General features: G+C 67.0%; 25 protein-coding genes and 1 pseudogene. 22 read left to right on the top strand and 4 right to left on the bottom strand.

Annotated features, from left to right (window positions below; translation table 11 throughout):
- Position 1: 1 nt before the first annotated feature.
- Genes GQQ95_RS15060 through GQQ95_RS15040 form a run of 5 tightly spaced genes read left to right on the top strand, consistent with a single transcriptional unit; the run spans position 2 to position 4,080 of the window.
- Positions 2-757, top strand: coding sequence for a GntR family transcriptional regulator (locus GQQ95_RS15060; protein WP_157428490.1), 756 nt, complete (start codon positions 2-4; stop codon positions 755-757).
- Positions 758-778: 21 nt separating this feature from the next.
- Positions 779-2,389 carry a bifunctional 3-(3-hydroxy-phenyl)propionate/3-hydroxycinnamic acid hydroxylase MhpA gene (gene mhpA / locus GQQ95_RS15055; RefSeq protein ID WP_157428489.1) on the top strand — a complete coding sequence of 537 codons (1,611 nt, stop codon included), beginning with the start codon at positions 779-781 and terminating at the stop codon, positions 2,387-2,389.
- The gene (locus tag GQQ95_RS15050) at positions 2,386-3,108 is read left to right on the top strand and encodes a CoA transferase subunit A (protein WP_157428488.1); all 723 of its coding nucleotides are present in this window, start codon (positions 2,386-2,388) and stop codon (positions 3,106-3,108) included. The genes mhpA and GQQ95_RS15050 overlap by 4 nt, the downstream gene beginning before the upstream one ends.
- Positions 3,095-3,742: a CoA transferase subunit B gene (locus GQQ95_RS15045; RefSeq protein ID WP_157428487.1), complete on the top strand. Its 648-nt coding sequence runs from the start codon at positions 3,095-3,097 to the stop codon at positions 3,740-3,742. Before GQQ95_RS15050 ends, GQQ95_RS15045 begins: the two co-directional genes overlap by 14 nt.
- Entirely contained in the window at positions 3,739-4,080 is a 342-nt protein-coding gene (locus GQQ95_RS15040) for a hypothetical protein (protein WP_157428486.1), read from the top strand. The genes GQQ95_RS15045 and GQQ95_RS15040 overlap by 4 nt, the downstream gene beginning before the upstream one ends.
- A gap of 22 nt (positions 4,081-4,102) precedes the next feature.
- Here GQQ95_RS15040 and GQQ95_RS15035 read toward each other — a convergent pair.
- From GQQ95_RS15035 to GQQ95_RS15025, 3 genes and pseudogenes are all read right to left on the bottom strand, one after another.
- Positions 4,103-4,796: pseudogene (locus GQQ95_RS15035) on the bottom strand (SDR family NAD(P)-dependent oxidoreductase); the annotation flags it as partial.
- A 60-nt stretch (positions 4,797-4,856) separates the two neighbouring features.
- Complete coding sequence (locus tag GQQ95_RS15030; RefSeq protein WP_170297089.1) at positions 4,857-5,762, bottom strand: helix-turn-helix domain-containing protein; 906 nt, start codon at positions 5,760-5,762, stop codon at positions 4,857-4,859.
- A 136-nt stretch (positions 5,763-5,898) separates the two neighbouring features.
- Complete coding sequence (locus tag GQQ95_RS15025; RefSeq protein WP_212275491.1) at positions 5,899-6,894, bottom strand: alpha/beta hydrolase; 996 nt, start codon at positions 6,892-6,894, stop codon at positions 5,899-5,901.
- Between the two features lie 122 nt (positions 6,895-7,016).
- On the opposite strand from GQQ95_RS15025, the gene GQQ95_RS15020 reads away from it, so the two are divergent.
- The 16 genes from GQQ95_RS15020 to GQQ95_RS14955 all read left to right on the top strand — a co-directional run bounded on the left by GQQ95_RS15020 (position 7,017) and on the right by GQQ95_RS14955 (position 19,165).
- A complete protein-coding gene (locus GQQ95_RS15020; protein ID WP_170297088.1) occupies positions 7,017-7,865 on the top strand; it encodes an IclR family transcriptional regulator in 849 nt (282 codons plus the stop codon).
- 32 nt (positions 7,866-7,897) lie between these two features.
- Positions 7,898-8,359, top strand: coding sequence for a MarR family winged helix-turn-helix transcriptional regulator (locus GQQ95_RS15015; protein WP_157428482.1), 462 nt, complete (start codon positions 7,898-7,900; stop codon positions 8,357-8,359).
- A 215-nt stretch (positions 8,360-8,574) separates the two neighbouring features.
- The gene (locus GQQ95_RS15010; protein ID WP_157428481.1) at positions 8,575-9,321 is read left to right on the top strand and encodes a hypothetical protein; all 747 of its coding nucleotides are present in this window, start codon (positions 8,575-8,577) and stop codon (positions 9,319-9,321) included.
- Positions 9,321-9,860 carry a cupin domain-containing protein gene (locus tag GQQ95_RS19380; protein WP_170297087.1) on the top strand — a complete coding sequence of 180 codons (540 nt, stop codon included), beginning with the start codon at positions 9,321-9,323 and terminating at the stop codon, positions 9,858-9,860. Before GQQ95_RS15010 ends, GQQ95_RS19380 begins: the two co-directional genes overlap by 1 nt.
- 60 nt (positions 9,861-9,920) lie before the next feature.
- Complete coding sequence (locus GQQ95_RS19375) at positions 9,921-10,190, top strand: hypothetical protein (protein WP_170297086.1); 270 nt, start codon at positions 9,921-9,923, stop codon at positions 10,188-10,190.
- Positions 10,187-11,200, top strand: a complete 1,014-nt coding sequence (locus GQQ95_RS15005; protein ID WP_170297085.1) for a TAXI family TRAP transporter solute-binding subunit — start codon at positions 10,187-10,189, stop codon at positions 11,198-11,200. Before GQQ95_RS19375 ends, GQQ95_RS15005 begins: the two co-directional genes overlap by 4 nt.
- 3 nt (positions 11,201-11,203) lie before the next feature.
- Positions 11,204-12,205 (top strand): NAD(P)/FAD-dependent oxidoreductase, encoded by a 1,002-nt coding sequence (locus tag GQQ95_RS15000; RefSeq protein WP_157428479.1) that lies wholly within the window; start codon positions 11,204-11,206, stop codon positions 12,203-12,205.
- 2 nt (positions 12,206-12,207) lie between these two features.
- Positions 12,208-12,546, top strand: coding sequence for a ferredoxin family protein (locus tag GQQ95_RS14995; RefSeq protein ID WP_157428478.1), 339 nt, complete (start codon positions 12,208-12,210; stop codon positions 12,544-12,546).
- Positions 12,539-13,240 (top strand): class II aldolase/adducin family protein, encoded by a 702-nt coding sequence (locus GQQ95_RS14990; RefSeq protein ID WP_212275489.1) that lies wholly within the window; start codon positions 12,539-12,541, stop codon positions 13,238-13,240. Before GQQ95_RS14995 ends, GQQ95_RS14990 begins: the two co-directional genes overlap by 8 nt.
- Complete coding sequence (locus tag GQQ95_RS14985) at positions 13,237-13,920, top strand: maleylpyruvate isomerase family mycothiol-dependent enzyme (RefSeq protein WP_157428477.1); 684 nt, start codon at positions 13,237-13,239, stop codon at positions 13,918-13,920. The genes GQQ95_RS14990 and GQQ95_RS14985 overlap by 4 nt, the downstream gene beginning before the upstream one ends.
- 28 nt (positions 13,921-13,948) lie before the next feature.
- Positions 13,949-14,584: an MBL fold metallo-hydrolase gene (locus GQQ95_RS14980; RefSeq protein WP_157428476.1), complete on the top strand. Its 636-nt coding sequence runs from the start codon at positions 13,949-13,951 to the stop codon at positions 14,582-14,584.
- On the top strand, positions 14,574-15,680 hold the full coding sequence (locus GQQ95_RS14975) for a cupin domain-containing protein (RefSeq protein ID WP_157428475.1): 1,107 nt from the start codon (positions 14,574-14,576) through the stop codon (positions 15,678-15,680). The genes GQQ95_RS14980 and GQQ95_RS14975 overlap by 11 nt, the downstream gene beginning before the upstream one ends.
- Complete coding sequence (locus GQQ95_RS14970) at positions 15,677-16,351, top strand: maleylpyruvate isomerase N-terminal domain-containing protein (RefSeq protein ID WP_157428474.1); 675 nt, start codon at positions 15,677-15,679, stop codon at positions 16,349-16,351. The genes GQQ95_RS14975 and GQQ95_RS14970 overlap by 4 nt, the downstream gene beginning before the upstream one ends.
- Positions 16,351-17,043: a polysaccharide deacetylase family protein gene (locus GQQ95_RS14965; protein ID WP_170297084.1), complete on the top strand. Its 693-nt coding sequence runs from the start codon at positions 16,351-16,353 to the stop codon at positions 17,041-17,043. The genes GQQ95_RS14970 and GQQ95_RS14965 overlap by 1 nt, the downstream gene beginning before the upstream one ends.
- Positions 17,040-18,257, top strand: coding sequence for an FAD-dependent monooxygenase (locus GQQ95_RS14960; RefSeq protein WP_157428525.1), 1,218 nt, complete (start codon positions 17,040-17,042; stop codon positions 18,255-18,257). The genes GQQ95_RS14965 and GQQ95_RS14960 overlap by 4 nt, the downstream gene beginning before the upstream one ends.
- Positions 18,258-18,262: 5 nt before the next feature.
- Entirely contained in the window at positions 18,263-19,165 is a 903-nt protein-coding gene (locus GQQ95_RS14955; protein WP_246205567.1) for a fumarylacetoacetate hydrolase family protein, read from the top strand.
- 639 nt (positions 19,166-19,804) lie between these two features.
- On the opposite strand, the gene GQQ95_RS14950 is transcribed toward GQQ95_RS14955, so the two are convergent.
- Positions 19,805-20,713 carry an alpha/beta fold hydrolase gene (locus GQQ95_RS14950; protein ID WP_157428471.1) on the bottom strand — a complete coding sequence of 303 codons (909 nt, stop codon included), beginning with the start codon at positions 20,711-20,713 and terminating at the stop codon, positions 19,805-19,807.
- A 302-nt stretch (positions 20,714-21,015) separates the two neighbouring features.
- Between GQQ95_RS14950 and GQQ95_RS14945 the strand changes: the two genes are divergently transcribed.
- Positions 21,016-21,687, top strand: a complete 672-nt coding sequence (locus tag GQQ95_RS14945; RefSeq protein WP_157428470.1) for a DUF6766 family protein — start codon at positions 21,016-21,018, stop codon at positions 21,685-21,687.
- Positions 21,688-21,730 lie beyond the last annotated feature (43 nt).

Here is a 21,730-nt window from a genome sequence, read left to right as displayed (position 1 = left end):
CATGTCTCGGCCTTCCGACGATGCCTCGCCTCGCGCCCGCCCCGGTGCGGCGAGGCCCGACGATGCGGTCGAGTTCGCCTACCGGCGCGTGCGACAGGCGATCCTCGACGGGGCCCTCGCGCCCGGGGCGATCCTGTCGCAGGTGAGGCTGGCAGGCGAGTTCGGCATCAGCCGCACCCCGCTGCGGGAGGCCCTGGGCCGCCTCGAGATCGAAGGACTGATCACGAGCGACTTCAACCGACGGGTCCGCGTCTCCGAACTCGACCTCGACGACTTCGATCAGATCTACGCCATCCGCATGACGCTCGAGCCGGTCGCCATCCGCGCCACGATCGGCGAACTGGAGCCGAACGAGTTCGGTGAACTGACAGAGCACCTCGCGGCAATGGATGCAGCGATCGAGGCGAGCGAGATGGCCGAGTTCCGCGTCCACCATCGTCAGTTCCACCTCGGGCTCTCGTCGCACGCGGGTTCTCGGATCGTGCGATTGCTCGAGGATCTCTGGGACAACTCCGAGCGCTACCGGCTCGCGTACCTCCACTACGACCTCGATCACCAGGGATCCGCCCTCGTCGACCGACTGCGCACCTCCCAGGTGGAGCACCGAGCACTCCTGGATGCCGCCGCCGCAGGCGACGCCGAGGAGTGCGCGCGACTCGAGGTGCTGCACCTCTCGCGCACCCTCGACGGCGTCTTCAGAGACGCCGCTCGCCTGCCCAGTCCACGCGCCTCTCGCGGCGCGATCGTGCACACCTGACCACAGAAAGCAGCCCTGACAATGACGTCACACCCCGACCAGTACGACGTGCTCATCGTTGGCATGGGACCGGTGGGCAAGATGGCCGGACTCCTGCTGGCTCGCGCCGGCCACTCCGTGCTCATCGCCGAACGGAAGACGACGAGCTACCCGCTGCCGAGAGCCGTCGCCCACGACGCCGAGATCGCTCGGCTCCTGCAGCACGCAGGCCTGCGTGTCGACGGCATTCCCGATGCCGTCGAGCCGTACGACGATCTCTACGTCTGGGTCAATGCCGACGAGGAGGTGCTGCACCAGGTCGACTGGCGGGGCATCGACCCATCGGGCTGGAACAACACCTACTTCTACAACCAACCCGCACTCGAGGCGCACCTCGACGCCGACCTCCTCGCCCAACCGACGGTGACCGTGCGACGCGGCGTTACCGCGACGGTGCGCGCGCAAGACGGTGACGGGGTCGACGTCGCCATCGCACCCGCCGCCTCCACCGGTGTCGAGGACGGCACCATCGAGGACGGCACAGACTCGCACGTCGAGATCATTCGAGCGTCGTTTGTCCTCGGTGCGGACGGCGCGAACAGCGAGACACGCGCAGATCTGGGTATCCAGTGGAACGACCTCGGCTACTTCTTCGACTGGCTCGTCATCGACGTCGTGCCGCGCGAGGGCTTCCCGGCCATGCACCTCGCCAAGCAGATCTGCGACCCGGCGCGGCCCACGACCGTCGTCCCGGGCGGCCCGGGACGACGTCGATGGGAGTTCATGCGACTCGAGGGCGAGACCGTCGAAGAGCTCACCCGCCCGGAACGGATCTGGGAACTGCTCGCGCCGTTCGGTGTATGGCCCGAGAACGCCGACCTCGAGCGCGGCGTGGTGTACACGTTCAACTCCGGTTGGGCCGAGCAATGGCGCGACCACCGCGTGTTCCTCCTCGGGGACGCGGCCCACCAGATGCCGCCCTTCGCGGGCCAGGGCCTCGCGGCAGGCTTCCGCGATGCGCTCAACCTCTCGTGGAAGCTCGACCTGGTGCTTCGCGGAGCGGCCGGCGAGGCTGTCCTGGACACGTTCGTCGCCGAACGCCAGCGCCACGTCGCCGACTTCATCGACTTCTCGATGTCGCTCGGTCGCATCATCTGCATCACAGATCCGGATGCCGCTGCCGCCCGCGATCAGGACATGATCGCCGCCCGACAGGCGGGCCGCGAGCCCGAGCCGCCGCCCGCACCTCGCCTCGGCGGCGGATTGCACCGCGGACCGCAGGGCGGTGTGCTCTCACGACAGGGCCGGATCACGACGGACGAGCACCCCGATCCGGTGCGATTCGACGACGTGTTCGGCGCGGCGGCGCTGATCCTGCGGGCGGGCACGCCGGCACCCCCGGCCGACCTGATCGACGATCTCGCTAGCTTCGGTGTCCGTACCGTCGTCGAAGGCTCGGACTTCGTGGATGCGGACGGCACGTACGCGAAGTGGTTCGAAGACCTCGGAGCGCGAGCTGTGCTCGTGCGCCCCGACTTCTACGTCTACGGGACGGCGATCGACGAGGCATCCGCCATCGAATTGATCGCGCAGTTCACCTCCGACCTCGCGGCACCGACCGTCGTCGGCGCGCGCGCAGAGGCGGTGTCGTGACCGGCAAGGTCCGGGCGGGCGCGGCCGAGGCGATCGCCGGGGTGATCCGATCCGGAATGACCCTCGCAGTCGGCGGCTTCGGGCTCAGCGGCATCCCGCGCGACCTCATCGTCGCGGTGCGCGACAGCGGCGCCGACGATCTCACCATCGTGTCGAACAACATGGGCGTCGACGGCAAGGGCCTCGGCCTGCTGCTCGAGAACCGCCAGGTCTCGAAGGTGCTCGCGTCCTACGTGGGCGAGAATGCGCTGTTCGCCTCGCAATACCTGTCCGGCGACCTCGAGGTCGAGTTCGTGCCGCAGGGCACACTCGCCGAGCGATTGCGAGCGGGCGGCGCCGGGATACCGGCCTTCTACACGGCGACCGGAGTCGGCACTCCGGTCGCCGAGGGCAAGCCGATCGCCGAGTTCGACGGACGACGCTATGTGCAGGAACGCGCCATCTTCGCCGACGTCGCGCTCGTTCGTGCCGCGCAGGCCGACTCCGTCGGGAACCTGCGCTACCGGCTGGCAGCGCGCAACTTCAATCCGCTCGTCGCCACGGCGGGCAAGGTCACCATCGCCGAAGCCGAACACGTGCTCGACCACCACCTCGATCCCGACGATGTGATGACGCCCGGCGTTTTCGTGCAGCACGTGATCGCCGTGAGCGACCCGACGAAGGACATCGAGCAACGCACGGTTCGCACGCGAACGGAGGACACCCATGTGGACGCGTGAGCAGATGGCTCAGGTCGCGGCCCGCGACCTCGTCGACGGGCAGTACGTGAACCTCGGCATCGGCATCCCGACGCTGGTCGCCAACCACCTGCCCGCCGGCGTGAATGTGACGTTCCAGAGCGAGAACGGCATCCTCGGCATGGGCCCCTTCCCGTACGAGGGCGACGAGGACGCGGACCTGATCAACGCCGGCAAGCAGACCGTCACCCTGCTGGCAGGGGCATCCGTCTTCGACTCGGCCACCTCGTTCGCCATGATCCGCGGCGGCCATGTACAGACCGCCGTCCTCGGCGCACTGCAGGTCTCCGAACACGGCGACCTCGCGAACTGGACCGTTCCCGGCAAGCTCGTGAAGGGCATGGGCGGCGCGATGGATCTCGTCGCCGGCACCCCGCGCGTCATCGTCGTCACCGAGCACGTCGCCCGCGACGGGTCGCCGAAGATCGTCGCGCGCTGCGACCTGCCCCTCACCGGCGAGCGATGCGTCGACCGCATCATCACCGACCGCGCCGTCTTCGACGTCGGCCACGACGGGCTGCGGCTCGTCGAGTTGGCGCCAGGCGTCGGCCTCGACGAGCTGCATGCGCTCACCGGCGCCGAGTTCGTCGTCGACGACGCGGCCGCCCGTCGATGACCGCACCACCCGATGAGAGAGAAGAGCAGCGAATGAATGCATGGATCGGAACCTGGGACGTCGAGCAGTCGTCGATCGTCGGCACGTTCGTCATGGACATGACCGTCACTGAACGGGCCGGGTCACTCGAGGTCGCGTTCGCTTCACCACAGGTCGTCGCCACCGTCTCGGGCGTCGAATGCGATGGTGAGAGGCTGCGAATGACCACGCACCTGACCAAGCCGCTCAAGGGCACGGCTGAAGTCGAGCTCACCTTGTCCGGGCCGGACTCGTTCGGCGGCACGGGGAAGATCAAGTTCCTGCCCGCGTCGAAGTTCACCGGGGTCCGTCGGGCGTAGAGCGTCCGGTCGGGACTCAGACTCAGACGATGACGTCAGCGCGAGCCCCGATGATCGCCCGCAGCCGGCCCTCGACGTCGTTCGCGGCGTCGAGGTCGGTGTAGGCGTACGGTCGCCCTCGTCGTATCGCATCGACCACATTCGCGGCAACCTGTTCCGCCGTCAGGGTGCCGGCGGGGTTGAGGCCGGTCCTGATGTTGCCGGGCAACACGATGCTGACGCCGACCGGCGCGCCGGCTTCTTGGAGTTCGGCTCGGAGCACGTCGGACAGCCCGAGGACGCCGTGCTTGGCGACGGTGTAGGGGCCGAGTCCGGGTATCGCCATCACCGATGCGAGCGAACCGGTGTTCACGACGTGCCCTTCTTCACCTGACGCGAGGATGCGCGGGACGAAGGATCGGATCCCGTGGATGACGCCCCAGAGGTTCACATCGATGACGCGATGCCATTCTTCGAGCGAGAGTTCCCAGCTGTTTCCGCCGTTGACGATCCCGGCGTTGTTCACGGCGACATGCAGGGAACCGAATGCGTCGACGGCGCTGTCAGCGAGTCGTTCAACCGCTTCGGGGTCGCTGACATCGGTGGTCAGGGCGAGCACGCGCACCCTTTGCCGAGAGCCGGGATGCCTCGGCCTCCAGCGCGTCTTCGCTCAGGTCCGCCATGACGACGTTCATGCCCGCGCGGGTGAACGCCTCGGAGATCGCCAGGCCGATGCCGCTTGCGGCGCCGGTGACTATCGCGGTTCTGCCGGTGAGTTCTTCCATGTGTCCCGTTCCTTACTGTGGTGCTGGGTTCGTGCGCTGCGCATTGCCGATGCGACGGATGGCGAGCGCGAGTTGGGTGCGGTGCTTCCCGCGCTGGTCGGTGATGTCCCAACCGAGGAGGCGCGATGCCCGTGCACTGCGTTCCTGCACCGTGGAGTGGTGGAGGCCGAGCGCTGCCGCGGCATCGCGGACGCTGTCATTGGTGCTGATGGCCTCGAGCGTCTCCAGGAGCCACGGTGCGGATGCCGCATGGGTCGTGACCGACGTCACATCGTCCGGGAGCTCCGCGCCGGGCGAGAGGTGCTCGACCAGCCACAGGAGCGCGCCGGCATCGTCCGCCAACACGATGCGGTCGCCGGGGTCGGCGCGGGTGCCTTCCGACGTCAGCGCGAGCGCCGACCAGGCCCGCTTCCATGAGAGCGGCGCCTCGTCCGCCGGCAGTACCTGACCGATGCCGGCGCGGCGCGACCCCGCCTTCTCACGCGCCTCGGCGAGGGCGATCGCCAGCACGGGCGCCGCACCGCGAACCGCGACCACGCACACCTCGGTCTCCGGGGTCAGCCCGAGCCGCTCGAGCGCCTGATGCCGCAGCTTCGGGGTCGCCTTGGCGTCCACCACCGTCCGCAGCGCAAGATTCTCATCTCGTGGGCGGGCCTCGTCCGGACGACCGATCGCCGTCGCGATGGCCAGGAGCGCCCGCTCTGCCACCAGCGCATCGAGGTGCGCTTCGTTCGGTGCCGAGCGTTCAAGCACGATCTCGACCGCACCATCCTCCGTCACCGCTCGGGGCCAGGACGGATCCACGCTCTCCGCCACCGGCATGGAGGTGCCATCCGCGGTCACCCGCATCGACACTCCACCGGTCCGGTCGATCAGATTCGCGGGAACACCCGACAGGGCTGCAGCTGCGCGGACCACGGAGCGAACCCCGGCACCGTGCTGGCTGAGCTCGTCGAAGTACGCGATGGCCTTCAGCGCGTCCGCGGCCTCGGGCGCGAGCGCGGTGATCCGAGCGGTGAGATCTCTCATGGACCCATGATTCCCTCTGTGCGGTCTACCGCTCGAAGAACCGGGTCAACCACGCGACCCGCAGGTCACGGGTGTCCTTGGACACGGCAGCGTGGGGAGCGAGCGCGTCGTACCCGTGGAATCCACCCGCGAATACGTGCAGCTCCGCATCGACCCCGGCACGCCAGAGACGGCTGGCGTACGCTACCGCCTCATCCCGGAACGTCTCGGCCGCGCCGACGTCGATGAAGGTCGGCGGCAGACCCGTCAGGTCGGTCGCGCGCGCCGGGGCCGCATACTCCGACACGTCGGGACCACCCCGGGCATCGCCCAGAAGTGCCGTCCAGCCCGTCTGGTTGGCACGGCGGTCCCAGGTGCCGATCCCCTCGCCCTGAATCGCGGACGCGGTGTCATTGCGGTCATCGAGCATCGGGCACATCAGGAACTGCGCCGCGATCTTCGGACCCCGCCGGTCTCGTGCCATCAGCGTCGTCGCTGCCGCCAGGCCGCCGCCCGCACTACTTCCGAACACGACAATCCGGTCGGGGTCGATGTTGAGCTCGTCCGTGTGCTCAGCCGTCCAGACCAGCCCCGCATAGCAGTCCTCCACTGGTCCCGGATGCGGCGTCTCCGGTGCGAGCCGGTACTCCACCGAGATGAGCGTGCACCCGAAGCGCTCCACCCATTCCAGGAACTCCTCCGACACGCCTCGGGCAGTGCCGAGGATCATCCCGCCGCCGTGCGTGTAGTAGAGCGCGGGGGTCGGCCCGGCAGCAGCGGTCGGCCGCACGATGAACAGGTCGATGTCCGGAGCTCCCGCCGGGCCAGGGATGGTCCGCTCCATCACCGACAGCGCGCCAGTCTCCACCCGCCGATCCAGGCCCGAGGTGTCGAGTCCGGCCATGATGACCTGACGCGCGGCGGGGATCGAATCCAGACCCTCGAACCTCGGGAGATAGTCGCGGACCACCTCCAGGGCGGCGGCAAGCTCCGGATCGAACGGAACCGGCGGGCCGATCTCATCTGGCTTCGTGCGGCTCATGATGTCTCCTCCTACGTCGATGCAAAGGTCTGTCGGGGCCATTACACCCACGGTTGTCACGGAATCACCACCACCATCCGTCGGGATATATCCGCCAGATGGCGGGTTCGTCTGCCGCAAGCATGCAAGCCGGGCACCGGCTGGGCCGCCCGGCGCCACCGCGGCTGAGATACTTGCTGGCGATGGAACGCACAGAACCCGGAGTCACGAGCGCGGAACGACCCGCCGAGGTCATCGGCGCGGTCGCGAACGCCCTTGAACTGCTCCAACTGTTCTCCGAGGGCCCCAGCATCCAGGTGAGCACGGCGAGCAAGCGACTCGGGCTCTCACGGTCCACGGTTCACCGCCTGCTCAACACGCTGACGGTCTATGGCTATGTCGTCCACGAGGCGTCGACGCGGGTCTACCGGCCCGGTCCGGTCCTGGCCAGCATCGGCCTGGTCGCCGTCAAGAGCAGCGACCTGCGCACCGTGGGGCAGGCGGCGTTGGCCAAGCTCGCCGGCGAAACCGACGAGACCGTGCAGCTCAGCGTGCTCCGCGGAAGCGAGATCATGTGCATCGACAGCATCGAGAGCACCCGCTCGGTCCGGATCGGCAGCCGGCTCGGCTGGACTCTGCCCGCCCATGCAACAGCTGCCGGACGAGCGCTGCTCGCCGAGTTGTCCGACGCCGAGGTCATGGCCGTGTTTCCGAATGAGACCATCGCCAAGGCCGGCGGCGTGCCCGAGGTTCGGCGAATCGACCTGCTCGCGCAGCTCGAACTCGTGCGCGCTCGGCGATACGCCACGAATTTCGGCGAGAGCGAGCCGGACGTGAGCGCGGTGGGCGTCGTCATCCGTGACCGGCAGGACCGTGCGCGAGCCGCGCTGTCCGTGACTGCCCCTCGCAGCCGGGGCGACGAGCAGTGGATGCGCGCCACCGGGCGGATCGCCGTCGCGATCGCCGACGAGTTCGCAGGCGTCATCGCCTGACCCGACCTGTGCCGCCATGCGAGCATGGGGGGATGTTCCGGAGAGACACTCGACCGATCGACGAGCTGATGTTCGAGATCTTCCGCGTCAATGACCGCCTGCTCGCGATCGGCGACGCCACGGTGAAGAGCGTCGGTCTCACCAGCGGGCGCTGGCTGGTGCTCGGGGCTATCGCACTCTCCGACCATCCGCTTCCCGTCGCGCAGATCGCCCGCAACATGGGACTCAGTCGGCAGGCCGTGCAGAAGTCGACCAATGAGATGGCCGCCCTCGGGCTGGTGGAGACACGCGAGAATCCCGATCGTCGCCGGTCGAAGGTCATCGCGCTCACGCCCGCCGGGCGGGCGGCCTACGAGGAGGCGCTCGAGCTCTGGCGATCCGAATGGACCGGCGCCATGGAGGAGATCCTCACCGAGGAGGAGATCCTCACCGCCATGCGGCTGCTGCGTCGCCTCCGGGGGCTCGTCCAATCCGGCGCGCACTCGTCGCATTGACAACCATTTGTCATAGCGCCGTCGAATGAGACGCAATGCGCTCTGGCTGCGAACCCGCGGCCTCAGCCCTTGTCGAGGCTTTGGTAGCCGCGGTAGACCGAACAACTTCGTGGTTCAGCGCGCTTGCCGCGGGGCTCTTCTGCGGTTAGCATTGCGTCACGATATCGCTTGATGTGTCATTCTGCGGTACACACTAGAAATCAAAGGAGATTCCGGTGTCGATCGTCGTCGATTCACCCGTGCAGGCCGCGCTTCCCGAGATCGCGCCGACACGTCATGTCCAACCGCCCACAGGCGAGCGCGAACCGCTGAAGGTCAGCGTCTACGAACGCATGTCCAAGTCGAATGCGCAGTTGATGCCGATCTTCCCCTACGACGAAGCGGGCGCCATGGTTCCGTGCGGTGCGATGCTCTACGGCGGCGCCGACCGCTCCCATGGGCACTTCTTCCACTGGAACACGGTGTCCGAGCTTCTGGTCGCCTGGGGTTCGAGCGACGCCATGATCGCCACCGGATCATTGATGGCCACGCAGCCCTTCCACGGGGTCAACTCGTTCCTCCGAGACGAGAAGAAGGAGGGCGCGTTCGCACTCGTGACCATCACGCAGCGCCAATCTGGCGAAGCAGGGCAGCGCGAAGCTCTCACGGCGAAGTGCGAGAGCTGCAAGAAGGACATCCTCAAGTTCGAGTACGACTCCGCGCCCTTCGGAGCTCCCGATTTCAACCCGACGGCCTTCGGCGACGCGGACGATGTGTTCCGCCAGTTCTCAACGCAGTGGGGCGGCACCGAGTTCGTCAAGCAGCGCAACTCGGACGAGGTCAGGGTCTGCCAGCACTGCGGCCACGAGAACTACCTGTTCGACCTCAAGCCGTGGGGCTGGGATCGCCTGGTCAACCAGACAAAGGTTTCCAACGCGGCCTTCCACGCGCTCACCAACAGCGCGAAAGAGGTGCTCCGCTGATGGCCCGCCGGAGGATGCTGCAGGCCTTCCAAGCCGCCAAAGAGATCGGAAACTACGCCGACGTACCGGTGATGCCGGTGGACGTCGACCCCCAGATCACCCTGTCGCGGAACACCGAAAAGCAGCCGTTCTTCCTCGCATTCGCGGAGGACACGGTGATCGCACTCATGTCGGGAAGCGCAACTGTTCGGCTGCGGGAATCGAACGTGAACAGCTGGTCGATGATCGCCGGTGACCACGTCTACGTCCCAGCGGGCACACCTCATGCGCTCGAACCGAATGAGGAAAGCGTCCTGATCCGTTACATCGGCAACGAACCGGCGTACCGTGCAGCGGTCTTCGCCTGCGAGACATGCAGCGGGGAATTGCACCGCCTCGAGTGGAAGCAGGACCTCGAGGTCGAAGCGACCGCGATCTACGCCGAGGTCGCCCGCCGATTCAACACCGATTCCGCTGCAAGGGCCTGCGGGACCTGCGGGACCACCGCCGCCGAGATCTCGCTCGAGCGACTCGGATGGCCATCCGAGGTCGCCGCCTAGTTCGCATCCAACCGACGAGCGATGACGCTCGTCGTGACCACCAGAAGGAAGAAGCAGCACATGACCACGTACGTCAGCGTTCACCAGGCCCCCGCGCTCGCTCCCGAAGAAGTCGCCTCCTACGTGCCCGAGATCCAGCAGAACACCTTCGCGGAGTTCCAGCAGTGCTTCATCAATCTCGAGCAGGGGTACATCGTCACGGTGTACGACGCGGACTCGGAGGCCGCCGTTCGCCAGGAATTCGACCGCATCGGATGGCCGGTGGACACCGTCACCGAGGTTCACTTCTCGGTCGACGCCGCTGGCCTCGCCGCGATTCCTGCCCCATGAGCCTGGCGAACTCCCAGCAGACCGGACCTCGTCTGGCAGCTCCGGTCAACCTGCGCTTCAAGGCTGACTGGGGTCAGGCGAACCTGACCCGGATCTCGGGCTGGCTCGCACAAGAGATCGGTGATCGCGCGCCCGAAGGTTCTCAGTTCTCGATCCACGCCGGTCGAGGCGGTGTCGACGCGGTCGCGGCCCTCCAGGATGGCCGTGCCGACATCGCCCTGATCACGCCCGCGCCGGCGGGGCGTCTCATGTTCGAGGGCACCGGGCCTGCGGGAAATGCTCCGTCGCCGTGGCTCCGGGCGCTCGGCAAGATCACTCACCGCGACCGTCTGGTCGTCGCCGTTGACGCGGACCTGCCGGTCCATACCGTCGCCGATCTCGCCGGCATCGCCGATCAGCTCGTCATCGGAACGTCGGCGGACGACGGCGTCAACGCCATCGGGTTGGCCGCCCACCTCGGGTTGAAGCTGGCCGGGGCAGATCCCGAGCAACTCCGACGTGACGGCGCACAGTTCCTCTACGACGAGCGTCCGTTCCCGCTCGTGCACGCCTTCGCCACGGGCTCCATCAACGTGCTGATCCAGGAGGCCGTGATGATGCCCGCCTGGCAGCGGATCGCCGAGCGTCGCGCCGTGCGATACCTCGAGTGGGGCGACGCCGTCATCGAGGGTTTCGCCGCGATCGGCTGGCCCAGCGCGATCGTGGCAGCGGGCTACCTCCCGACGCTGGAGAAGGACCTTCTCACCCTCGACTTCGCGGACTTCCTGCTGTTGTGCCGTGAGGACCTCGACGAGGATGTGGCCTACCTCGCCACCTGGTGCATGGTCAAGACGCGACTCGCCCTGGAATCCCAGTACCAACACATCCCGCCCGACCACACTCCCGTCGGATACCCGCTGGATCCCGCTGAAATGCAAGACACCCCGGTGCCCCTCCACCCTGGCGCCCGACGTGCCTATCTGGATGTCGCCGGCCAGGGACCCCTGACCGACGGACTGCTTTGGACGTGACTCATGATCCAGTGTGACCTTCTGATCATCGGAGCCGGACCGGCCGGGCTCTTCGCCACCTACTACGCCGGCATGCGCGACCTCCAGGTGGTCCTCGTCGACAGCCTCACCCATCTGGGCGGGCAGGTTGCCGCCCTCTACCCCGAGAAACTCATCTACGACGTCGCGGGTCTGCCTGCCGTGCGAGGACGCGACCTGATCGCCGGCCTCATCGAGCAAGCGCAAAGTGCACACCCGCACATCATCTTGGGTGAGGAGTGCACCACTCTCGAGGATCAGGATGACGGATCCATCATCGCCACCACCACGAGCGGTGCCACCATCCACTGCGCCGCGATCCTGATCACCGGCGGCATCGGACGGTTCACGCCACGGCCGCTCCCCGCGGTAGACACCTACGCCGGCGCAGGGATCCACCGCGTCGTCGGCCCGGCGGAGGAGTATGTCGCGGACGACATCGTCATTGTCGGCGGTGGAGACAGCGCCGTGGACTGGGCGAACATGCTCGCGGACACGGCGAAATCGGTCACCCTGATCCACCGACGCGGGCGTTTCACCGCTCACGAACGCGCCGTCGAACAGATCCGGAATTCCCGCTGCCGAATCATCACCGAGGCGGAACTCCTCGAGGTCGGCGGCGATGCTTCCGTGGCGCATGTCGTGGTCAGAGACGCCAGAACGGACACGACCGAGACCGTCCCGGCATCGGTCATCATCCCAGCCCTCGGTCACATAGCCTCGCTCGGCCCACTCTTGGAATGGGGGCTGTCGATCAAGGGCCGCCAGATCGAGGTCGGCACGGACATGTCGACCGGACGGCAGCGTGTCTATGCGGCCGGCGACATCACCGACTACCCGGGGAAGGTTCGCCTGATGGTCGTCGGTTTCGGCGAAGCGGCGACCGCAGTCAACAACATCGCCGTCGTGCTGCGACCGGATGAAGACCTCTTCCCCGGACATTCATCAGAGCTGCCCCGGCTGGCGACCGCAGGAATCGGAGGCTGATCGTGGCGTACGTGATCGGTCAAAGCTGCATCGACGAGATGGACGGATCCTGCGTCGACGTCTGCCCCGTCGACTGCATCTATGAAGGCGAAGAGAAGCGCTACATCAATCCGGTCGAGTGCATCGACTGCGGTGCCTGCCTCACGGTCTGCCCGGTCACCGCGATCACCTCACCCAACGACGGTCACGACCCGGTCTGGCAACAGGACAACATCGTGTTCTTCGAAACCACGTTGCCGGGCCGGGCGGAGCCGATCGGAAGTCCGGGCGGCGCGTCGAGCCTCGGCAAGATCGGCGTCGACACCCCGCTCGTCAAGAATCGGGCGGCAGCTCGTGAGTGAGGCAGCCGGCCAGGTCGATGACGTGGTCGCGGCCTGCGCTGCGCTCACATCGGCAGGCCTCGGCGACATGATCTGGGGGCACCCCTCCGTACGCGACAGCGAAGGTCGGGGCGCATGGATGAAGCCTGCCGGGTACGGCTTCGAAGAGATCGACCACGAACGCGTGGTCCTGGTCTCATGGTCGGGAGAGGTCATCGAAGGTACCGGCAACCGCCACCTCGAATACCCGATCCACACGCAGATCTACCAGGCACGGCCCGACGTCAACGCCATCGTTCACACGCATGCTGCAACCTTCGCGGCGTTCGCTTCACTCGACGTGCCGCTTCACCCCCTCTCTCATGACGCAGTTCCGTTCACGGATCCGCCGCTCCCGAGGTTGTCGGCGGTCACAGGTTCGTTGATCGCGACGGCGAACCTGGGTGCTGCCCTCGCCGCGGCGCTCGGAACGTCGAACGGGATCCTGCTTCCCAGCCACGGTGCCGTGACCGTGGGACGGGATATCGCATCGGCGGTCATGTACTCGGTGCTCCTGGAACGCGCCTGCCGCACCGAGCTTGCCGCGCTTGCAGCCGGCGGGCCGAAGATCTGGTCGAGTGACGAAGAGACTGCGAGCAAGCGAGCTGACGTGTGGAGCAGCGCTCAGTTGGAGGCCGGGTACCGGTACCTGATCCGCAGTGGGGGTACTCGATGACTCCCGTACTGGACCGAGTACCCATCGATCAGCCTGCCATCATCGAAGCCGTCGACCGGGAGACTGCTGCGCTTCTCCGGCGTCTGCTCGGCGGGTTCCTCGAACTCGACCTCCAAGGCGAGCCGCTCTTCGACGAGGTCACCGGTGGCCACGTGCTCACCCATCTCTCGCGTGAGGCCGACCGCATGGCGGACGAACTGCTTGCCGCGACTGGCCGGCCGTTGCCCGAGTACGATGCCGACCGGCGGTGGGACGTCGAACGTGGCGGGCTTCGGCCTGGAGCCGTCCTCATCGATGATTTCATCGAATCCTCGGAACGACTCGCCGCCGGGATGCACGGCGTGCAGGGGTGGTCCTCGCTCGATCAGACATTGCGCGTGCTGCCGACGCGGCGACTCGTCCAGCTGCTCATCCACCACGCGGATCTCGAACGCCCTTGGGAGGACGTGGCCGATACAGACGCGGCGATCGCTGTCTCCTTCCTTCCGATCCTCATGCCCACCGAGCTGAGCGACATTCGGCTGGTCGCCAGAACTGGTCAAGACGTCGTCGTCGCGGAACGAAACGACGACAGGACGGTGATCGTAGGCAAGCCTCGCGACCTCCTCGGTTGGGCCTGCGGCCGCACCCACATCATGGACGAAACCCTGCCACGCCTCACATTTCGCACCTGGTTCTGACCCGGGAAATCCAACAAGGAAGCCGATCATGAAGCTCACCCACTTCGGTCACGCCGCCGTACTCGCCGAAACCGCCTCGGGAGCCAGGGTGCTGTTCGATCCCGGCACATACGCGCATGGATTCGAGGAACTCGTCGACCTGGACGTCATCGCCGTGACGCACGGACACCCCGACCACGTCGACGCCGCACGCCTCGGCGCCCTGCGAGACGCCAACCAGAAGGCGGTGCTGATCGCGAACGCGGAAGCCGCCGCGGCCGCCGGTCCAAGTCGTTGGGACGACCGCCTGGTTTCTGACGGCTCGGCATTCGACGTCGCCGGAGTCCGCGTCGAACCGACCGGACGAACCCACGCAGAGATCCACTCCGCGCTCCCCGCGATCGCCAATACCGGGTTCGTGCTCGATAGAGAGGTGTGGCATCCCGGCGACGCTTTCGATTCCGAGCCCCGAAAGGTGGACATCCTCTTGCTCCCGGTCGGCGGCCCGTGGATGAAGATGTCCGAGGCTATCGACTTCGCCCGTGCCGTCGCACCGCGGGTGATCGTCCCGATCCATCAGGCAGGTCTCGCAGAAGTGCACCGCCAGCTGCACTACGGCCTCCTCCGGAAACTGGTGCCCTCAGAACTCGTCGTCCTCGAGGAAGGAGTCGCCCGTGAGCTCTGACACGGCAGACGCAGAAGACCTGCAGAATGCGGACCTCGAATCCACGCCAGAGCTCGAGCAGCTCTACGCCGATTTCGCGGCGCACCATCTCGCACCCTTGTGGACGCAGGCATCCGAGGTGCTGACCTTTCATCCCCGATCTGACGCGGTGCCGTTCGTGTGGCGCTGGGACGACCTGTACCCGCTGGCTGCACGATCGGGAGAACTCGTACCCGTCGGACGCGGAGGAGAGCGCCGAGCGATCGCCCTTGCCAATCCGGGACTCGGCGGGGCCCCTTACGCGACACCGACGATCTGGGCTGCGATCCAATATCTCGGTCCGCGGGAAACTGCGCCCGAGCATCGTCATGCACAAAACGCCTTTCGATTCGTCGTGGAGGGTGAAGGGGTCTGGACCGTCGTCAACGGCGATCCCGTCGCGATGCGGCGCGGCGACTTCCTCCTCACTCCCGGATGGAATTTCCACGGACACCACAACGACACCGACGCGCCGATGGCCTGGATCGACGGGCTCGACGTGCCGCTGTCCGACCACATCGACATCGGCTTCTTCGAGTACGGCACGGAACGCGTGACCGACGAAGCAAGCCCCGACATCTCGCGGTCGGAGCGGCTCTGGGCCTACCCCGGACTGCGACCGCTCTCGGGGCTCGACGAGCGAGTGAGTTCCCCGATTGCCGCCTACCGGTGGGAGTACACCGATCGGGCGGTCGCCGAGCAACTCAAGCTCGAAGACGAAGGCCACCCGGCGACCGTCGAACAGGGCCATGCCGCCATCCGCTATGTGAACCCGACCACGGGCGGTGACGTCATGCCCACACTTCGTGCCGAGTTCCACCGGCTTCGGGAAGGAACGAAGACCCAGGTACGGCACGAGGTGGGCTCCTCCGTATGGCAGGTCTTCGACGGAACCGGTGTCTTCGTGATCGACGGGGTCCGCCACGCCATGCGTCGCGGTGACCTTGCCGTCGTCCCATCCTGGGTGCCGTGGTCGATCGAGGCTGAAAGCCCGTTCGACCTGTTCCGCTTCAACGACGGCCCGGTCATCGAGCGCCTCGGTTTCGCCCGAACCCACATCGTGGATCCAGAGAAATGACCGGCGCTCGTACGGCGTTGGGAGGGCCGACCGGCGACCTCCTGCTCGCGTATCGCGGAACCGCGTACTTCCTTCGCTGGCTCGCCCAGCTCCCCGAGCGCGGCTACGATCAGCCAGGCCATCCCGCGGCACCCGCCGATCGCAGGACCATCATCGCCACCGTCGGATACGATGCACGCGGCTGGGCGAACCTCGCCGAATCGCTTCGCGAGGAACGGCCACTGGCGGCGACCTACGCGCCGGGCGAGCGAGCGGCTGCGATTGTCACCGGCGCCACGCTTCCGCCTCGAGCTCTCCGGCACCTCGTCGAACATTCCGCAGTCCACCTGGCCGTGGAGTGGCGGGACCTGCCGGTCGCCGCGTGGAACGGATTCGGCGTCGACGACCGGGGCGCCCCGATCGCCATTGCGCGCACGCCATGGCTGCGCGCCCGCCAGACGTGGTTGGCCGCCGTCGACCTGGGAACCGGGGGAAGTTTCTCCGACTTCCCAACAGAAGTTCTCGACCGACTCATCCTCGAAACGGGGGCAACGATCACACGCCGCGGCGACGAGTACGACGTCACCTGGCGGGATTCAACGCTGACCGGGACCCCGTCTGCCATCGCACGGCGGATGTCACGCGCCCCCAATCGCCAGCCTCATCAGACTGCCCTGGCGAAGGTGTCGTGATGCGGGTCACCCTCACGTTCGACAACGGCCCACACCCGACCGGCACGCCGATCGTGCTCGACGCGTTGCAGGAGCGGAACATCCACGCCGTGTTCTTCGTCGTCGGCCACAAAGTGCACGCGCACCCTGAACTCGTGGCACGAATGAGCGACGGCGGTCACCTGGTGGGCAACCACACCTGGTCGCATTCCGTGCCCTTCGGCGACGTCCACCGGGCGGGCTACGCCCGCTCGGAAATCGTCAGAACCCAGCACGCGATCGTGGAGATCGCGCCTGCCCCTCAGTTGTTCCGCCCGGTCGGGGCGGCGCCCGGCGCGGTCATCGATCACCGGCTGCTCAACGAAGAAGCCGTACAGACGCTGTTCGAGGGCGGCTACACCATGGCCCTCTGGAACGTCGTACCCCGGGACTGGCAGCGCCCGGATGACTGGATCGAGGCAGCCCTTGAAGGATGCCGCGGCACCGACGAGGCCGTCGTCGTGCTCCACGACGGGCATCCCGCCGGCATGGCACTTCTGCCGGCGTTTCTCGATGCGCTCATCGATGAGGCGGCGCAGTTTCGCACCGACTTCCCCGCGTCGTGCACGCCCATCCGAGCCGGTACCCCAGGTCCGGGTCTTGCGGAGCTCGTGAGCTCCGGTCCGAACCAACGAACCACCCCACACTCGCCCCATCTGAAGGAGCAATCGTGACCCGGACAGATCACGACGTCATCGTCGTCGGTGGAGGAATCGGAGGTCTCGGCACCGCCCTCGCACTCGCGAATACCGGCGTCCCCGTGCACCTCCTCGAACGCGCCCCCCAGTTCTCCGAAGTGGGAGCGGGGCTCCAAGTCGGGCCGAACGCCGTCCGCGCGCTCGACCGACTCGGCGTGCTCGACCAGATCTACGGCACCGCGGTCTTTCCTCGACGAGGTGTCGTATCCGACGCGCTGACGGGCGAGGAACTGACCACGCTCGACCTCGGCGAGGCGTTCACCGAACGCTTCGGGTACCCCTATCTCGTCATCCACCGAAACGACGTACTCGCCCCACTGCTCGAAGCGTGCCGCGCCCACCCGAACATCACGCTGCAGAACAACACGACGGTCATCGAAGTGGCCGACGAGGGAGACCGGATGCGCGTCCGATGCGAAGGCGACGCGGAACTCACGGCGAAGCTCGTCGTCGGCGCGGACGGCCTCAACTCGAAGGTGCGGCGCCTCATCGCCACCGATGCGCCCGTCTTCAGCGGGTACGTCGCATTCCGGGGTGCAACGCCCATCGACTCGAGCATCGCCGCTGAATTCCCGTCCGAAGTGCGGTTGTGGATCGGTCCGAACGTGCACCTGATGCAGTACCCCGTGCGAAGCGGCACGATGTACAACCAGGTGGCCGTATTCCGGACGCTGCGCAAAGCCGAGGGACGCGACGACTGGGGTAACAGCGAAGAACTGCTCGAGCGGTTCAGCCCGATGTGCGACGCGGTACGCACCACGGTCGCAGCACACACCGATGCCACCGCCTACCCCAACTTCGACAAGGACCCGCTGGACACCTTCGTCGCGGGCCGAGCCGTCCTCATCGGGGACGCAGCGCATCCCATGCTCCAATACCTCGGTCAGGGTGCATGTCAGGCGCTCGAGGACGGCCTCGTTCTCGCAGCAAGCCTCGCCGGACAGGTCGACGACATCTCCGGCCTGGTCAACTACGACCGACTCCGCGTGCCGAGAACGACACGCTGTCAGCGGTCGGCTCGACCCTGGGGCGAATCCTGGCACACCACTGACCCAGGATTTCGGGCGTTCCGCGACCGCTACCTGCGCATGCGTGCCCCTGATGACTACCGCGAGCTCGCCTGGATGTACGACGACGCACTCGAAAACCTGCTCGGACCCGTAGAGCGAGAACTGGAGCCCCTGCGATGAAACTCTTGAGCTTCACTGACGATGTCGGCGACTATCGGTTGGGGGTGGTCGACGACGATTTCGTCGTCGACGTGACCAGCCGGCTCGGCGACCAGGTATCCCGTGGGACCGTCAGCCCAATGCGTGCTTTGCTGGCCAAGGATGTTCCGCTCGCGGACGTCATCGGCGATCTCGACGGCCAGCGTCTGCCACTGGCATCCGTGCGTTTCGCCTCGATCGTGCCCGACCCTCCGAAAATCATCGCCGCACCGGTGAACTATCGCGACCATCAAGCTGAGATGCAGGAAGACTTCCACATCGACGCCCTTGGCATCTTCCTCAAAGCCACCTCATCGGTGCTCGGATCCGGCGGAGTCGTGCGGCTGCCGTATACGGACCGCCGCTTCGATCAAGAGGGCGAACTCGCTGTCGTCATCGGCCGGCCAGCATCACACGTCTCCATCGACGACGCCCTCAACTATGTGGCGGGCTACACCACGCTGCTCGACATGACCATGCGCGGAGGAGAAGACCGATCCACCCGGAAGTCGTTCGACAGCTTCACACCCGTCGGACCCTACCTCGTCACCCCCGACGAAGCAGGGCCGCCCGAGAACATGCGGCTCCGCACCTGGGTGAACGGCGAGCTCCGGCAAGATGCCGACGTGCGCGACCTGATCTGGGACGTGCCTCGCCTCATCTCCTACGCATCCTCAGTCATGTCGCTGCAACCGGGCGACATCATCACGACGGGAACCCCTGCCGGAATCGGCCAAGTCTCCGATGGTGATCAGGTAGCCGTGGAAATCACCAACCTCGGCAGGCTCGAGGTCGCCGTCACGAGCGAAGGCGCGGTGAGCTGCCCGACCCGCGGTGCGGCCCGGGGTCCGAAGCCGCCCGAGAACGTCACACCCATCCGCGCCCGATGATGGTGTGCCGTCCGATCTCGAGCGCGCGGACGCCACTGCGAGCGAGGGTCTTGGATCGGCGTTGCTTGACCGGTCACAGCCCGCGCGGTGAGCCTCGACCGACTCGTTCGGCGGTCGCGCGTACGTGAGTCACAATTGTGACCGCTCACGTCGAACAGGCAAGTAGAGGTGGTCTTTCATTTCTCCTCGAAGCGGACGTGAGGATCGAACCGGCGTCAGGGCCATGACCCCGGTACGCGGGCTCGTCGAAGCGGTGATCGCCTCCACTCTCGATCGCCTCGGCGACGGGGCCTCCGATCGCATGCGCGACATCGAACGCGCCGGTAGCGAGCTCGGGTTCTATTGAGGAGACTCGGCTTCGCCGTCCAGCGCCTGGGCGCGACCTCTTATTCGGCGTTTATTGCCTTGCTCACGCCGTCGAGCCGAGGCGAAGCAGATCGAGAAGAGTCGAGAGGACACCCGTGGCGGAACTAGAATGGAACCATATTCAGGCGAGAATTCCTGATCAGGTCGAGTTCTTTCGAGGCGTTCCCGCGCGATTCACGTCGCCCTATGGGTCAATGGAGAATCGAACCCATGTGAGAAGGTCGTGGGTTCGATTCCCACAGGCGGCTCCAACACCCTGATCCACCAGGAGCCTCACCCCGAGCGGGAGTGAGGGCCTGGTGGATTCGGCGTTTTCAGGCTCTGCTCCATCGGCCGCTGACCGGCGAAGCGCCGGCTCCCATGCAGTCCGTCTGGGCGCCGCCAGGCCCGGAGCGCGTCGGCGACGGCTCGGGGAGCGGTCTGCTGCACGACGTGGTTCCGCTGGGGCACGACGACGGGCGAGCCGCGCGGCGCGCGGTCACGCAGTCGACGGCACCAGACCGCCCCTGCGATGGGGTCGTCGCCGCCGCGGACGACGAGCAGCGGCATCCGCAGGTCGCGCACGCGGTCCTCGAGTCGGTACGCCAGCATGTGCGCGGCCTGTCGCAGGTACCACCGCGGACCGCAGCGCAGGTAGTCGGAGAGCACCGTCGCGTTGACCGATGGCGGCTCGCCGAGGGTGTCGACCGCGAGCGCGACGGATTGCGCGCGAAGCGATCGGTGCCGTTCATCAGCGACCGGTCCCACGATGACGACGCCGTGCACGAGGTCGGGACGCTCCGCTGCGAGTTCGACGGCCCACTGGGCGCCCATGGAGTGGCCCACCAGGATGATCTCGTCCGCAGTCAGGGCCACCGTCGTGTCCAGGACCCCGCCGAGCGCGGCGGCCATCGCGGGGACGTCGAGATCGGTGCCGGGCTTCGGGAGGCCCCCGAACCCGGGCAGGTCGACGGAGTAGACGTCGTCGGTCCCGGCGAGCTCCTCGTGCAGGCGCGAGAAGTACCGGTGCGACATCCCGACGCCGTGGATCAGCACGTAGGCGCGCGAACTCTGTGAGGCCTGCGCCGCGGTCGAGGCGAGCACCCGGAACCGGAGGCCATGCGATCCGGACCCGCTCGGGGCGCGGGAGACGAAGAACCGCGCGGAAGTCGTGCGGCCGAACTGCGCGCGGACGTCGGGCATGTTCCCTTGTAGCATCGGCGAGCCGTCGATCTGCAGGGCTTGACAGTCTCGCTCGTGACAGGCGTTCATGCCGCCCGGGAACGCACGAACTGCGCGCCTGCAGGCGCCATCGCCCCGAAATCGAGCGTCGCCGACGGGCGCACTGCTACCGCGTTGCGGTGCGCTCGCGCAAGGCCCTGCCGGCAACGCGGGCGACGGGGATAGCGTGCGAGCATGAGAATCGTCTTCACGGGCTGGTTGGTCTTCATCGTCGCCGGGCTGGCGTACATGCTGGTGATCGGTCTCCTGGGGAGGTCGGTCTGATGCGGATACGACAGCATGCGCTGAGCATCTTCTTCGCGGTCATCTTCGTGGCGGCGCTCATCGGCCAGGCCGTCACGGGCCTCGCCCTGACCAACGAGGAGCAGGCCTCGCACGGACTCCCGCCGGTCGGCTTCGGCGAGTACCTCCTCTCCTCCCAGTTCGTCGTCGACGTGGCGGAGAACTGGCAGTCCGAGTACCTCCAGTTCTTCCTGTTCATCCTGACGACCATCTGGCTGGTGCAGCGCGGCAGCCCCGAGTCCAAGAAGCCGGGCGACGAGGGCATCGACTCCGATGAGGCGCAGCTCGTCGGCCGATTCGCCAAGCCGGACTCGCCGGCGTGGGCGAAGGCGGACGGGTGGAAGCGCTGGATCTACTCCAACTCGCTCCTCATCGTCATGGGCGCCATCTTCCTGCTCTCGTGGCTGGCGCAGTCCATCGCGGGGATGGTGGCCCTCAACGCCGAGCAGGCCGAGCACGGGCAGCCCGCCGTCGACTGGGCGGCGTACCTCGTCTCCGCGGACTTCTGGAACCGCACGCTGCAGAACTGGCAGTCGGAGTTCCTCGCGGTCGGCAGCATGGTCGCACTCTCGATCTTCCTCCGGCAACGCGGCTCGGCCGAGTCCAAGCCGGTCGGAACGCCGCACGAGCAGAGCAGCGTCGAGGCCGAGTGATCGTGACGACCATGGCCGGATGCCCTGGCCGGAAGGGATGACC

Origin of the sequence: Agromyces salentinus (assembly GCF_009749395.1) — a bacterium.
In the GTDB taxonomy this organism is placed as follows: domain Bacteria; phylum Actinomycetota; class Actinomycetes; order Actinomycetales; family Microbacteriaceae; genus Agromyces; species Agromyces salentinus.
The sequence above is the reverse complement of the archived record's forward strand: the minus strand, read 5'-3'. Positions and strand labels throughout refer to the sequence as shown.